General features: G+C 50.9%; 13 protein-coding genes and 1 tRNA gene. 11 read left to right on the forward strand and 3 right to left on the reverse strand.

The window, feature by feature from the left end; translation table 11 throughout:
- Nucleotides 1–93: 93 nt before the first annotated feature.
- Together ACSTTO_RS05670 and ACSTTO_RS05675 are read right to left on the reverse strand one after the other, a co-directional pair.
- Nucleotides 94–168, reverse strand: a tRNA-Glu gene (locus tag ACSTTO_RS05670).
- Nucleotides 169–425: 257 nt separating this feature from the next.
- Nucleotides 426–1,655 (reverse strand): YcbK family protein, encoded by a 1,230-nt coding sequence (locus ACSTTO_RS05675; protein ID WP_439272154.1) that lies wholly within the window; start codon nt 1,653–1,655, stop codon nt 426–428.
- A gap of 468 nt (nt 1,656–2,123) precedes the next feature.
- Here ACSTTO_RS05675 and ACSTTO_RS05680 point away from each other — a divergent pair, with 468 nt between their 5' ends.
- The 11 genes from ACSTTO_RS05680 (at nt 2,124) to zigA (ending at nt 14,216) form a co-directional block, all read left to right on the forward strand.
- Complete coding sequence (locus ACSTTO_RS05680) at nt 2,124–2,468, forward strand: hypothetical protein (protein ID WP_439272155.1); 345 nt, start codon at nt 2,124–2,126, stop codon at nt 2,466–2,468.
- Nucleotides 2,469–2,656: 188 nt separating this feature from the next.
- Nucleotides 2,657–3,850 (forward strand): LL-diaminopimelate aminotransferase, encoded by a 1,194-nt coding sequence (locus ACSTTO_RS05685; protein WP_439272200.1) that lies wholly within the window; start codon nt 2,657–2,659, stop codon nt 3,848–3,850.
- Between the two features lie 94 nt (nt 3,851–3,944).
- Nucleotides 3,945–5,264 (forward strand): homoserine dehydrogenase, encoded by a 1,320-nt coding sequence (locus ACSTTO_RS05690; protein WP_439272156.1) that lies wholly within the window; start codon nt 3,945–3,947, stop codon nt 5,262–5,264.
- 380 nt (nt 5,265–5,644) lie between these two features.
- The gene (gene glpX / locus ACSTTO_RS05695) at nt 5,645–6,634 is read left to right on the forward strand and encodes a class II fructose-bisphosphatase (protein ID WP_439272157.1); all 990 of its coding nucleotides are present in this window, start codon (nt 5,645–5,647) and stop codon (nt 6,632–6,634) included.
- Between the two features lie 245 nt (nt 6,635–6,879).
- On the forward strand, nt 6,880–8,682 hold the full coding sequence (recJ, locus tag ACSTTO_RS05700) for a single-stranded-DNA-specific exonuclease RecJ (RefSeq protein WP_439272201.1): 1,803 nt from the start codon (nt 6,880–6,882) through the stop codon (nt 8,680–8,682).
- 352 nt (nt 8,683–9,034) lie between these two features.
- Entirely contained in the window at nt 9,035–9,613 is a 579-nt protein-coding gene (locus ACSTTO_RS05705; RefSeq protein WP_439272158.1) for a cold-shock protein, read from the forward strand.
- A 213-nt stretch (nt 9,614–9,826) separates the two neighbouring features.
- The gene (locus tag ACSTTO_RS05710) at nt 9,827–10,357 is read left to right on the forward strand and encodes a DUF192 domain-containing protein (RefSeq protein WP_439272159.1); all 531 of its coding nucleotides are present in this window, start codon (nt 9,827–9,829) and stop codon (nt 10,355–10,357) included.
- A gap of 132 nt (nt 10,358–10,489) precedes the next feature.
- On the forward strand, nt 10,490–11,269 hold the full coding sequence (locus ACSTTO_RS05715; protein ID WP_439272160.1) for an alpha/beta fold hydrolase: 780 nt from the start codon (nt 10,490–10,492) through the stop codon (nt 11,267–11,269).
- Nucleotides 11,270–11,548: 279 nt separating this feature from the next.
- Nucleotides 11,549–12,373, forward strand: a complete 825-nt coding sequence (cysE, locus tag ACSTTO_RS05720; RefSeq protein WP_439272161.1) for a serine O-acetyltransferase — start codon at nt 11,549–11,551, stop codon at nt 12,371–12,373.
- A gap of 178 nt (nt 12,374–12,551) precedes the next feature.
- Nucleotides 12,552–12,758, forward strand: a complete 207-nt coding sequence (locus ACSTTO_RS05725; RefSeq protein ID WP_439272162.1) for a DUF3126 family protein — start codon at nt 12,552–12,554, stop codon at nt 12,756–12,758.
- A gap of 255 nt (nt 12,759–13,013) precedes the next feature.
- Nucleotides 13,014–14,216, forward strand: a complete 1,203-nt coding sequence (gene zigA / locus ACSTTO_RS05730) for a zinc metallochaperone GTPase ZigA (protein WP_439272163.1) — start codon at nt 13,014–13,016, stop codon at nt 14,214–14,216.
- An 80-nt stretch (nt 14,217–14,296) separates the two neighbouring features.
- Here zigA and ACSTTO_RS05735 read toward each other — a convergent pair whose 3' ends face one another.
- Entirely contained in the window at nt 14,297–14,758 is a 462-nt protein-coding gene (locus tag ACSTTO_RS05735; protein ID WP_439272164.1) for an Lrp/AsnC ligand binding domain-containing protein, read from the reverse strand.
- Between the last annotated feature and the right edge of the window lie 125 nt (nt 14,759–14,883).

A 14,883-nucleotide genomic window follows, 5' to 3' on the forward strand; every position in this document is an offset into this window, starting at 1 on the left:
AAGCAAGGAGTTGCAACTCAAATATAGTTACAGAATAAAGAGGAGATTTAAACTGTTCTCATTCCTGATGAAAAAGATAATTTGAATGAGAAGTGGTACGCCCAAGGGGAATCGAACCCCTGTCTGCGCCGTGAAAGGGCGCTGTCCTGACCGCTAGACGATGGGCGCCTGTTGGTGAACCGGCTTATAGCGGTATGACATTTATCCTGCAAGTGGGTAAAACAGGAAATTCGCAAAAAATGCATATTTTTTCATTCGCCCTGTCACGGGTTGTGTATAAAATGCTCAAAAACCGGATATTTGCCGGATATTACTGCGTTTGATTTAATTTTGCTGCTGAATATGCCCGTGCTGGCGCAATGACGCAGGCATCAACGGCAGAAAAAGCGTTGATGCTGTGCGGTAAAGGTGATGGCTAAAAATGATCAGCCGCGGCGGCAGCGCCAGTTCCAGTCGCGTTCCGGCCCGATGTCAATATGCACCGATTCTGTATGGCAATAGGTGCCAACGCCACCCCGTACCGGCCATGAACGGACATGGCGGGCAATTTCCCATTTGGATACGCCCGGAATTTGCAAATCAGCAGCCGCACAGGACATATGCAGCGAGCGTTTTGCACCGCGCACAGAACGGTTATGAGCGGGGCTGCGATAACCGGATGTGATAACCACCGGTTTGCGATAATGGCTCTCAAGGCGCTTGATCATGGCAACAAGCTGCGGTTTGAGGCAGGAGACCTGAACCTTATCATGCTGCGGGCGCAAACCATTGGGCGCAAGGCGTGCCATACCGCCGGCTGAGGCAAGGGTTACCGGTGCGCTGAAATCATCCTCATCCAGATCAATATCATTTTCGTCAAAAATTTTGTTGCTGTGACGAATTTCCACGCCGCCATTGGCGCGCACCCCCGGCAAGGTGTAATTATAATTTTTGGTGCTTTTGGGAGTGGCGGCGGCAGTGATGACCGCTTCTTGCCTGCCACTGCCGCGGACACTGTTTTTGCCGGGAGAAAACAACCTTGCTGCGGCGCCGGCACTTTGGCTGGTGCGATCTGCAGCGGGAGTATCCTGATACTGTTTACCGGTTGTGGTTGTTGTGGTTTGTGCGGCTGCGCCTTCAGGTGTTGTTGTCTTAACTGCTGCGGGATCCGTTGCAGCGGGCGCTGTTGTGGTGTTTTCTGCTTTTTTTTCAGCATTTGCGGCTGATGCAGCGGCAGGCTCAGCGGCAGCAGCCTCGGCAAGGGCTGCGGTTGGTTTGCTGCGCGTGCCAAAAAGTGCGGCCAGAGTGCTTGGTTGCTCAGGAGCGGCGGGAGCTTTATCCCGCACAACCTGATTGGTAGCCGCAAGGGCACTATCTGCTGAAACAGTATTTGCTGCTGCAACGGATGCCGGTTTTTCCGGTGCTGTTTCTTCCGGTTTATCGTTTAATGTTGCGGATGATTGCGCTGCGGTTTTATCTTTTGTCAGATCCGCAGATGCAGAGGCAGACTGCGCTTGTGTTTTATTATCTTCGGCCAGAGATGTATCCTGCGCCACATTTTCCAGCAGAGAAGTGCCGGATGTGGTGCAGCCGCTGATTGTCAGGGCGAGAAGAATTGCCGATCCGCAAAAAAGCTGAGCGTTTTTTCCTCGTATACGTTTTATCGTACCGGACAAAGCAACCCCTTATTGATACTGCATCTTTGGCAGGATATCTGCGCAAACAGAAGAAAAAGATCAAATTACCTGTTATATTTTGATCTGAAAAAGTTCTGCTGGTGCGTTTTGCAGATAAATCACTGAATGATTATAGCTTAAGAATGCAGAAAATGGCTGTTCCTGCACCAAAAAATTGTTAATTCTTTATTAATTAGGGTGCAAGTTACGCATTGTAACAATTCATTTCAACTTTGTAACAAGTGTTGTTCATCTGTGACCCGGCTGATCAGGGGTGCCATTGCGCATAATCGTGTTTTTCGTGCCTTGCCATGCAGCTTCCTGTTGCGAAATGCAGCTATATGTTTATTGTCCGTATAGCGGTTGAAATTATTCTGTAAAAAAACGGTTTCAGCCTTGTCGGGATGAGACGCGGTATCCGTCTTCGGATTTGCGTCTTCAGGTTGCCAGTTGCAGGGAATGTTTTTGATGAGCGCACAACAGACATCACCGATTACAGCATTGCGTTTTGCTTTGCTTGCCGTGGCGGCGGTGGCGCTTGGCGCTTGTGCTTCAGGGGCATCAGACGCGGTGCCGCAGGAGGGGGCGTTGCGTACCGGCACTTACCCTTCCTTTGGCCGGATGCCGCGCGGTGAAACGGCGCAACTGACCTTTGAGCAAAAAGACCAGATCGCCAATAATCTGAATGCTGCCAAGGCGCAGCAGGGGCATGTTGCGCCAGCCGGCACAAGCCGCGCAGATATTGAGGCGCGCAAGCGCGCGCTGCTGGCGGAAACGGACGCCACATTAAAAGCAATTGAGGCAGGCCAGTAGATCTGCCGTTTCATGCACAGCCATTTTGTGCGGGTGCAATGCGGGTCTGGTCTGCTCTTGCATCTGCCGCAATTTTCATAACAAATTAGTGAATATCCCGGTTTTACGGATTTCCTGAACGGGAGCCGCCCGTGAGCCTGACGGTTCACACATTCTGCACTTTATTTTTAACCAGCGAAAGAAAGACTATGTCGGAAGAATTCCATAAAATCCGCCGCCTGCCACCCTATGTCTTCGAACAGGTTAACCGCCTGAAGGCCGGTGCGCGAGCGGCAGGTGCCGACATTATTGATCTTGGCATGGGTAATCCTGATCTGCCCACACCGCAGGGTATTGTTGATAAACTATGCGAGGCGGTGCAGGATCCGCGCAGCCACCGCTATTCCTCTTCTAAAGGGATACCGGGATTGCGCAAGGCACAGGCAAATTATTATGCCCGCCGTTTTGGTGTAAAACTCAATCCGGATACACAGATTGTGGCAACACTTGGCTCCAAAGAGGGCTTTGCCAATATGGCGCAGGCCATTACCGCACCGGGCGATGTGGTGCTGTGCCCTGATCCCACTTATCCTATCCATTCTTTTGGATTTATCATGTCTGGCGGGGTGATCCGTTCGATCAGTGCGGCACCGGATGATCAGTTTATTCCGGCGCTGGAGCGCGGGGTGAAACACTCTATCCCGAGCCCGATTGCGATGATTTTGAATTTTCCGTCCAATCCGACCGCTCATGTGGCCAGTCTGGATTTTTACAAGGATGTGGTCGCTTTTGCCCGCAAACATAATATTATCATCCTGTCGGATCTTGCCTATGCGGAAATCTATTTTGATGAGAATAATCCGCCGCCTTCGGTTTTGCAGGTGGAGGGCGCAATGGATGTGGCTGTGGAATTTACCTCCATGTCCAAGACATTTTCCATGCCGGGCTGGCGCATGGGCTTTGCCGTTGGTAATGAGCGGCTGATTGCGGCGCTCACCCGTGTAAAATCCTATCTGGATTATGGTGCCTTTACGCCGATTCAGGTAGCGGCAACGGCGGCATTGAACGGTGATGGCAGCGATATTGAATATGTGCGCAATATATATAAAGCGCGCCGTGATGTGCTGGTGGATAGTTTTGGCCGTGCGGGCTGGGATATTCCTGCGCCTGAGGCAACAATGTTTGCCTGGGTTCCGATTCCTGAGCGGTTTTGTGCGCTTGGCTCGTTAAATTTTTCCAAATTATTGATCGAAAAAGCAGATGTGGCTGTTGCGCCCGGCCTTGGTTTCGGTGAACATGGGGATGATTTTGTGCGCATTGCGCTGGTAGAGAATGAACATCGCATCCGTCAGGCCGCGCGTAATATCAGGCGGTTTCTCGGCAATGCGGATCCATCTTCCTGAAGCAAAAGGCATTGAAAAACTGCATGCGGGGGCATTGCGCCCTCCGCATAGCCGGATAGCAGCTGATTATATATGATATTTCTGAGGCACGATAATGAGTAATGCATTGCGGATCGGTGTCGCCGGACTTGGCACCGTAGGAGCATCGGTTGTGCGCATTTTGCGCGACAAGGCCGAAATGATGACAAGGCAATGCGGACGCGAAATTGTCGTAACTGCGGTCAGCGCCCGCGACCGCAGCCGTGACCGTGGCCTTGATCTGAGCAATGTGACATGGTTTGACGATCCTGTTGCACTGGCCAAATCAGATAATATAGATGTTTTTGTTGAATTAATCGGCGGATCTGAAGGTACCGCCCGTGCTGCCGTGGAGGCGGCGCTCAATGCCGGGCGCCATGTGGTTACGGCCAATAAGGCCTTGCTTGCCTGCCATGGTGTGGAACTTGCTAAAATTGCCGAGGCGAAGGGGCTGCTTCTTAATTTTGAGGCTGCGGTTGCCGGTGGTATTCCGGTAATCAAGGCAATGCGTGAATCGCTGACCGGCAATAGCGTGTCACGCGTTTATGGTATTATGAACGGCACTTGCAATTATATTCTCACCCGCATGGGGGAAGAGGGGATTTCTTTTGCCGATTGCCTGAAAGATGCCCAGCGCCTTGGCTATGCGGAAGCTGATCCGACCTTTGATATTGAGGGCAATGATACGGCGCACAAGCTGGCATTGCTCACCAGTATTGCTTTTGGCACGCAGATTGCGGCTGACGATATTTATCTAGAGGGTATCAGCAATATTTCGCTGGCCGATATCCGTGCGGCGGAAGAGCTTGGCTATAAAATCAAGCTGCTTGGCGTGGCGCAGAAAACCGAAACCGGAGTGGAGCAGCGTGTGCATCCAACATTGGTGCCGACATCTTCGGTGATTGCGCAGGTGCATGGCGTAACCAATGCGGTGGCGATTGAAACGGATTTGCTGGGTGAATTGCTGTTATCCGGCCCTGGTGCAGGCGGCAATGCCACGGCTTCGGCCGTGATCGGGGATATTGCCGATATTGGCAAGAGCCGTCCGGGTTTCCAGCACGGGCCTGTTTTTGGCACGCCTGCCAAGGATCTTAAGCCGACAGCAAGGGCAAAAATGCGCTCTCATGCGGGCGGCTATTTTATCCGGCTCAATGTGCATGACCGTGCGGGAGTTTTTGCAACCATCGCCAAACGCATGGCGGAAAATGATATCTCGCTGGAATCTATCGTGCAGCGCGGCAATGGCGCGCATATTGAAAGCACAGTGGTAAAAACCGTGGTTCTGGTCACCCATGCCACTACGGAAGCTGCCGTTAAACAGGCTTTGAAGGCAATTACCGAGGATGGCGACCTTTATGACAAGCCGCAGATGATCCGCATTGAACGTGCGGGGTAAATAGAGTTTTCCTGATACGAAGCCGCCGGAGAATTTCCGGCGGCTTTTTTGTTTCTGCAAGAAATCGGCAAATCATATTGTATAGAGGGAAGGGGGGGGGGGCAGCGCAGATCAAAAATGAGGGGCTGCGGGAGCTCAAAATACACTGCCGGTGTCATTGGTTTTCAAATGTGATGGTTTTTTACCTGAGTATAATCGATTTACTTTTTATCCCCGCGCTTTGTCTCTTGCGATGTGTGTCTGACTTTGCCAAAAGGTGGCGAACATGCCTGATAATCTCTTGTCATTAATTCCGGCTACCGGTTAGGCTGTAATAATGGCGCCTTGACCTGAATAAGATTGCAGGCATATCTTTCGAAAACGAATTTAGGACTGTTTAAATGGCCAATTCTGCAGAGCAGACCCCGCATGGGCTCGATCGTATTCTGACACTTGAGCTGGTTCGCGTGACGGAACGCGCGGCTGTGGCTGCTGCCCGCCTGCGCGGTCGCGGTGATGAAAAGGCTGCCGATCAGGTTGCCGTTGATGCAATGCGTCAGGAGCTGAACCGCCTGCCGATTACCGGTACGGTTGTGATCGGTGAGGGCGAGCGCGATGAAGCGCCGATGCTCTATATCGGCGAAGAAGTGGGCACCCGTAACGGCCCTGAAGTGGATATTGCGCTTGATCCGCTGGAAGGCACCACAATTTGCGCCAAAAACCTGCCAAATTCGCTGGCTGTTGTGGCGATTGCTGAAAAAGGCAATCTGCTTTATGCGCCGGATGTGTATATGCAGAAAATCGCCGTTGGCCCGGGCTATCCGCGCGGCGTTGTGGATATTGATGCATCCGCAACTGAAAACCTGCATGCTTTGGCCAAGGCCAAGGGTGTTAAGGTGAATGAAATCACCGCTTGTATTATGGATCGTCCGCGCCATGCCCGCTTGATTGAAGAAGTGCGCTCAACCGGTGCTGCCATTTGCCTGATCGGCGATGGTGATGTGGCTGGTGTGATGCATACCACCAATCCGGATGAGACCGGAATTGATATTTATCTCGGCATTGGCGGCGCGCCGGAGGGTGTTCTTGCTGCTGCGGCGCTTCGCTGCATTGGCGGGCAGATGCAGGGGCGTTTGCAGTTCAACTCCGATGAGCAAATTGCCCGCGCCATGAAAATGGGCATCACGGATCCAAACAAGGTCTATCTCATGGAAGAAATGGCCAAAGGTGATGTGTTGTTTGCGGCAACCGGTGTGACCGATGGCAATATGCTCTCCGGTGTTAAATTTGCCCGTGATTATATCCAGACCCACACAATTGTTATGCGTGCCCATTCACAGACAGTGCGTGAGATCAAGGCGCGCCATCAGGATCTCTCCAAGTTTTCCTGATAAAAACTGCCAGCTTGGTCTGCAAATGACAATTTCTGCGCTTCCGGTGTGCACATACTATCCGTACGCTCCGCTCCGGTTCTCAGAACAGCCATTTTCGCCGCAAGCTGACGGTTTTTAGCCCGGCGTTGGTTTGCCTGTTACAGCAGAGACCAGACAGTGGCACGATGATTAAATTCTGCTATAAGGCGGCATTGGAAAATGTCGCCTTTATTGTTTGAGATACAGGAGTTGCCCGCGTGGATATGAGTGAGCGTTTGTTTCTCGGAATACGTTCTTCTGCAACGGGCATGAAATGGGTGGATCGCCTCAACCTGCGCGAGGCCAATATTGCGCTGGCCATTGCGCAGAATTATGGCATTCCTGATCTGGTTTCCCGCGTTATGGCCGGCCGTGGCGTTGGTCTGGATGAGGCGGGGGAGTTTCTTAATCCGAGTATCCGCACCCTTATGCCTGATCCGCTGACCTTAACAGATATGAAAAAGGCGGCTATGCGAATTGCCGATGCCATTGAGCGGCGCGAGAATGTTGCCATTTTTGGCGATTATGATGTGGACGGCGCCTGTTCTTCCGCGCTTTTATCGCGCTTTCTCAATGCCTATGGCATTAAAAACCTGATTTATATTCCTGATCGTATTTTTGAAGGTTATGGCCCGAATCCCGATGCCATGCGGGAACTGGTGGCAAAAGGCGCTTCGCTGATTGTGACTGTGGATTGCGGCACCAATAGCGCCGCTTCAATCAGTGCGGCAAAGCAGGCCGGTGCTGATGTAATCGTGCTTGATCACCATCAGCTAGGCGGCGCTTTGCCGGAAGATGCGGTGGCAATTGTTAATCCTAATCGTGATGATGATATTTCCGGCCAGGGGCATTTGTGTGCTGCCGGCGTGGTGTTTTTGACTTTGGTGCAGGTGGCGCGGGAATTACGTGAGCGCGGAACCAAAGCCGCGCAGGGCACGCCGGATTTGCTGATGTTTCTGGATCTTGTCGGGCTGGCAACGGTTTGCGATGTGGTGCCGCTGATTGGTGTGAACCGTGCTTTTGTGGTCAAGGGGCTGCTTGCAGCCCGCAACCAGACCAATGCGGGGCTGGCGGCATTGGCGCGGGTTTCACGTATTGGGGAGCCGCTTAACAGTTTCCATTTCGGTTTTCTTATCGGGCCGCGCATCAATGCGGGCGGGCGTATTGGCAATGCTGCCTTGGGCAGCCGTTTGTTAACGCTTGATGATCCGGTGGAGGCAAATGAAATTGCACAAGAGCTTGACCGGTTAAATGCCGAGCGGCAGGCGATGGAATCCATTATGCTGCAGCAGGCAGAGGCTGAAACCGCTGCTGAGCTTTCAGGCCGGTCTGCGCCTGCGGTTTTGGTCACTGCCAGCGATGAATGGCATCCGGGCATTGTTGGCCTGTTGGCCTCACGCTTGAAGGAACGTGCGAGAAGGCCGGTTTTTGCCATTGCCTTTAATGCAAATGGTGTGGGCACCGGATCCGGCCGCTCAATCAGTGGCTTTGATTTGGGCAAGCTGGTGCGCAAGGCTGTTGAACAGGGGTTGCTGGTTAAGGGCGGTGGTCACGCCATGGCGGCGGGGATTACGGTGGAAAAATCCAAACTTGGCGCTTTGCGAGCATTTTTTGAAGAGCATGCTGCCGAGCAGGTGGATGAATTGCGCGCAGAACAAAGTCTGGAAATTGATGGTGCGGTTTCTGCCGCCGGTGCCACGGTTGCCCTTTATCAGGCGCTGGAAAAAGCGGGGCCTTATGGTGCAGGGCATGTTCAGCCGCTATTGGCATTGCCCAATCATATGATTGATGATGTGCGCATTGTGGGGCGTGATCATGTGAAGGTTGCGCTGAAAGGACTGGATGGCAAAAGAGTGAATGCGATTGCCTTTCGCGCGGCAGAGACTGATCTGGGGCGCTTTTTGTTCGATCAGGCCGGACATATGGTGCATATTGCCGGCCATTTATCGCTCAATCACTGGAATGGCTCTGTTTCCACGCAAATCCGCATTGCCGATGCGGCCAAGGTTGATCTTTCCCGCCAATAATATTTGTGCTGAAAAACACCTGTAATCAGTCTTTTAATGTGAGCCGGTATTGCTTCATTGCCGGTTATTTTAAACTATGCTGCAGTCAAAACAAAATGGCTTGTTTTAAAAGCCTGCATTGTTGTGTGCGGTATTTTCAATATGTGATTTGCGGTTGTTTATTCGTTGTTATTCTTTGTTGATACTCAGGCATAAGGGCAACACTTTCCTGACATTTTTACAGATGTTCACATAAAGTCTGTGACCGAAGCAGTAATAATGCAAGTTTGCTCTTGCCGGACATGGTTAAGGAAGTGTTATCTTTGAAGCGAGAATCAACCTGATTTGCCGGAAGATGAAAGGAGGAGCGTGCATGACCGACAAGCCTTTGTCCCCGGAGACTGCGGGTGGTGCCAGCTCCGCTGAAACGCCGGATATTATTGAGATTGCCGGTGTTATCAAATGGTTTGATGTTGCCAAAGGTTACGGGTTTATTGTGCCCGAAAGCCATGGCTATGGCGATATTCTTGTTCATGTAACAACCTTGCGCCGTGATGGTTTTCAGACCGCGCAGGAAGGTGCGCGTGTTGTATGTGAGATACGGCAGGGCGAGCGCGGCTGGCAGTGTTTCCGTGTTTTATCGCTTGATCTTTCAGATGTTGCGCATCCTGCAACCTTGCCGCCGGCGCGCACCCATGTGGTGGTTACCCCGTCAAGCGGGCTGGAACGCGCCATTGTTAAATGGTTCAACCGTACCAAAGGCTTTGGTTTTTTAAGTCGCGGCGAGGGAACTGAAGATATTTTTGTGCATATGGAAACCCTGCGCCGTTTCGGCATGACGGAACTGCGTCCCGGTCAGGTGGTTCTGGTGCGTTTTGGCAGTGGTGAAAAAGGATTGATGGCGGCAGAAATTCATCCGGATATCGGCTCGCCTTTCACTATGCCACATTAACCGGCTTTGCTAATTTGAAGATGCTTATCCGGGCATGTTCATAATATCCGGCCGTGCGGGGTTTGTTCTCTGACTCATATGAATATCTGACGAATAAGAAATATGCGTGGTTGACCGGTCGCCGGCCGGTTTTTTTATTGCCCTGATTGCCCGGCAGGTAAGAAATTAAACATGCGGCTATGAGGGCTGCAGATTTTATTGACGGATAATCTGATGAAGCAATGGCTTGGTTTTTTCGGCGGAGATATTCTGAAAGTTTGTGGAGATATTCTGAAAGTTTGTATTGTGGCCATTGCGGCTGTGCTGGTTTTGGGGCAGGGCTTTGCGGCTGCACAAGTGCCGTTGCCTATGCCGGAAGATGCGCAAAAACTGGAAATCATAACCGGCTCAGGCAAAAAACTGTTTGTGCTTGAGATTGCCGATACGGATGAGAAGCGCAGTGCAGGGCTGATGTATCGCACGGATTTTGCTGCAAATCGTGCAATGATTTTTGTGTTTGATGATGAGCGTCCGGTGATGATGTGGATGGCCAATACACCATTGCCGCTGGATATGCTGTTTGTGCGTAAAGATGGCACAATTGCGCGGATTGCAGAAAATACAAAACCTTTCTCCAAAGATATTATTGCCTCCGGTGAGCCAGTTGCCTTTGTGATTGAGGTGAATGCGGGCACGGCTGCAAGGCTTGGCATAAATCCGGGTGATAAGGTGCGCCACCGCATAATATGCGGACAATGTGAATAAGGGGCATTGCAATCAGCCTGTTGAGGGGCGCGGTTTTGGTGCGGGGTTTGCAAATGCCGATAAGCACTTTAAATAGACCGGTAAATCCTGCTTGTTTTTAGCGGCGCGGAATATGAATTTTGGAAGTGAAGAATGGTCGTGAATGTGAATGCGGTTCAATATTTTGAACATGACGGATTAAAGCTCGCTTATCGGGATGAGGGGCAGGGCGAGCCGGTTTTGCTGATTCACGGCTTTGCCTCTTCCGGCATGGTCAATTGGCTTAATCCGGGTTGGATCAAGACGCTGAATGAGGCTGGCTATCGCGCTATTGCAATTGATAATCGCGGCCATGGCCGCTCCGACAAACCGCATGATCGCGCGCTTTATTACCCTTCCATGATGGCGGCTGATGCGGTGGCGCTGCTTGATCATCTGGGAATTGATAAGGCTCATGTGATGGGTTATTCCATGGGCGCGCGGATTACGGCTTTTGCCGCGCTTGAATATCCGCAGCGTGTGCATAGTGTGATTTTTGGCGGGCTGGGGATCGGCATGGTAACAGGTGCCGGTGATTGGGATCCTATCTATGAGGCATTGCTGGCGGAAGATGCGGGCAGTATCACGCATCCGCGCGGGCTGATGTTTCGTAAATTTGCCGATCAGACCAAAAGTGATCGTTTTGCATTGGCTGCTTGTGTGATTACCTCAAAAGAGCTGATACCGGCACAGGCTATGGCGCTGATTAACCAGCCGGCGCTGGTTGCTGTGGGCACCAAGGATGATATTGCCGGTGACGGACAGGAACTGGCTGATCTTATGCCAAATGCGGTTGCGGTGGATATTCCGGGGCGTGATCATATGCTGGCCGTGGGGGATAAGGTTTATAAGCAGGCTGTGCTGGCATTTCTGAAAAAATATCCGCTGGTATAGCCTGGAGCTTATAAAGCCTGAAGCTGATGATACATCGGCGGGCTTTGCTCACGGATTCTCAGCTAAAACCGGCAGGGGGATTTTCATCCTCTGTAATGAAGGGTAAACTGGCGGGTATGATTGCCGGAAAAAATGGCAGGAAATACGGATAAAACATTTTCATTCGCTTCAGTTTTTTGAATTTTTATTCGTATTTCAATATGTTGTTGTTTCCGATTGGTTAAGCGAACTTATAATCATTAAGCGAATTTACAATATTGTAATGCCAGGAGTAATGTAATGGCTGCTCAAAGTTCTGTTCCGGCGAGCAAGGTCGTCGATCATATGGATCCGATCTGGTATTCCGTGCGGGCAGAGGCGCAGACCGCTGCATTGCAGGAGCCTTTGCTTGCAGCGTTTCTTCATTCCACTGTGCTTAATCAAAACAGTCTTGAAGATGTGGTGATGCATCGCATTTCCGAGCGTTTGGGTCATGCTGATGTGGCGGCTGATCTCTTGCGCCAGACTTTTGTAACCATGAGCAAGGCTTCGCCTGAATGGTCGCAGACTTTGCGTATTGATCTGCAGGCGGTTTATGACCGCGATCCGGCGGCAAACCGCTTTCTCGATCCGCTGCTTTATATGAAGGGTTTTCACGCTATTCAGACGCATCGTCTGGCGCATTGGCTGTGGAAAGAGGGGCGCAAAGATTTTGCCTATTATCTGCAAAGCCGTTCGTCATCAATTTTTCAGACAGATATTCATCCGGCCGCCAAATTCGGCACGGGGATTTTTCTTGACCATGCGACTGGTCTGGTGGTGGGGGAAACTGCAGAAATTGCGGATAATGTGTCGATTTTGCACGAGGTGACACTTGGCGGCACAGGCAAGGCAGGCGGCGACCGCCATCCTAAGATTGGTTCCGGCGTTTTGATTGGTGCCGGCGCCAAAATCCTCGGCAATATTACAGTGGGCGCCTGTTCTAAAATTGCCGCCGGATCAGTGGTGCTGAAAGCGGTTCCGGAGAATGTGACAGTTGCCGGTGTTCCGGCCAGAGTTATCGGCAGTTGTGATTGTGCAGAGCCTTCACGCGCTATGGATCAGCTGATCAATGCTGCTGAATAATTTTGCAAGCAGGAAGCCGGCGCTATTGCCATGACAGCAGGCATTGGTGCTGCATCTTCCGGCAGCATATCCGGTGTTTTGCCTGAATATAAAATACACCAGCGACATGTTGCCTCTTTACATCCATGCAACAGGGGCGCATGAGACAGCCCCTTTAAATTGAGACAGGAGAATCCGTTTGAAACCCGAAGAAATTAAAAAACTGGACGCCTATTTCAAGCGGACTTTTGATAATCAGAGCCTTAGCGTGAAGGCACGTCCGCGCAAGGATGACTCTTGCGAAGTCTATATGGGCGATGAATTTTTAGGCATCATCTATAAGGATGAGGATGAGGGCGAATTGTCCTATAATTTTTCTATGGCCATTCTGGATATGGATCTGTAATTTACAGAAAATTTATTCTGCAATATAATATATATTTCAGATATTTACGGCGGCTTGTGCAGGAAGAGATTCATCTGCGCAGGTCGCTGTTTTATATGTGGTGAGGACAATGACCATATGCGGCATAAAAGCCGCAGCCTGCAGGCTGAATTATACTTGCATTACGTTATATTATAACATATCAAGTCGTTTTCCGGTGAGGCCGGCAATTTTTATATGTTTCATTGGTGCAATGTGTGATTTTCAGGAGCTGTTATGGATCAAAGATTACCTGTTACGGTGCTGTGGGGATTTTTGGGTGCGGGCAAAACAACATTGCTCAATCATATTCTGAATAATCGCGAGCAATGCCGTGTGGCGCTGATTGTCAATGATATGAGTGAGGTTAATATTGATGCCGCTTTGTTGCGCGACGGCGGCGCCAATTTATCACGCACACAGGAGCAACTGGTGGAGCTTACCAATGGCTGCATCTGCTGCACATTGCGTGATGATTTGCTGCAGGAAGTGACAAGTCTCGCCAGACAGGGGCGTTTTGATTATCTGCTGATTGAATCAACCGGAATTTCTGAGCCTTTGCCGGTGGCCTCCACTTTTGAATTTCGGGATGAGCAGGGCTTCAGCCTTTCTGATGTGGCACGGCTGGATACGATGGTTACTGTGGTGGACAGTGCCAATTTGCTGCGTGACTATGCCTCGCAGGATTTTTTGCGTGACCGCGGCGAGATTGCCGGTGAGGGCGATGAGCGCGGTCTGGTTGATCTGCTGGTGGAGCAAATTGAATTTGCTGATGTGGTGGTGTTGAACAAAATCAGCGAAGTGTCGTCTGCGCAAAAGCAGGATATTTACAAGATTGTCCGTGCGCTTAATCCGGATTGCGATGTGGTTGAAGCGGATTTCGGGCAGGTGCCGCTGACAAAAATCATGAATACCGGCCGGTTCAGTTTTGAAAAAGCCGAGCAACATCCATTATGGTTTAAAGAGCTCTATGGTTTTAAGGATCATGTGCCGGAGACGGAGGAATATGGTATCCGCTCTTTTGTCTATCGTGAGCGCCGCCCGTTTGATCCGGCGAAGCTGTATGATTTTATACAACAAAGCTGGACAGGATTGATACGCTCCAAGGGGTTTTTCTGGCTGGCGACACGTCCGCGCTATGTGGGGGAGCTGAGCCAGGCCGGAGCCTTGCTGCGAACGGGAAAACGGGGGCTGTGGTGGGCTTCTATTCCAAAACAATATTGGCCGGAGGATGAGGCATGGCGTAAATCCATGCAGCCTTATCTTGATCCGTTCTGGGGTGACAGGCGGCAGGAACTGGTTTTTATCGGTACGGAATATATGGATGAGCAAGCCATTCGGGCAGCACTTGATGCCTGCCTTGTAGAAGCGCAAAATTTTGCTCCCGATGAATGGACGGCGCTTTATGATCCGTTTGAGCCCTGGGACAGGGCAGCATAAAAATATTATAAAACAATAATTTGCGGCGATATGCTTGGAAATGGATTCACATATCGCCGTATATTTTGAAGTTTATGATTTTAAATGCCGATTGCTGAGGTTTCTTTTACCTCTTCCATCACCGGATAGGTGTGGGTCTCACGCACGCCGGGCAGTGAGAGAAGGGAATCGGCGAGGAAACGGCGATATTGCTCCATATCTGCCACGCGGGCCTTGACGAGATAGTCAAAACCGCCGGCCACCATATGGCATTCCATCACCACCGGATTTTTGCGTGTGGCCTCAGCAAAGGTTTCAAAGACATCCGGCGTGGTGCGGTCAAGCTTGATTTCCACAAAAACCAGCATCGAGCGATTGAGCATTTTGGGCGATAATTTTGCAGTATAGCCGAGTACATAGCCATCACGGGTCAGGCGCTTGACACGCTCGGCTGTTGCGGTCTGTGACAGGCTGATTTTTTCGGCCAGTTCGGCATTGGTAAGCCTGCCGTCCTCCTGCAAGGCGCGGAGGATCTTTTTATCCATAGTGTCAATTGGCTTCATTTTATCCAAAAATCCGGTTTTTATAGTGATAATCACTAAATATTGCAATTTAATTGGTGAGATAAACTATTTGAGATAAAATATACAGTTAAAAACGCGTCGCAAGACTCTCGGGCATTATTTGC

This window comes from Pseudochrobactrum albidum (genome assembly GCF_051851455.1).
Classification (GTDB): domain Bacteria; phylum Pseudomonadota; class Alphaproteobacteria; order Rhizobiales; family Rhizobiaceae; genus Pseudochrobactrum.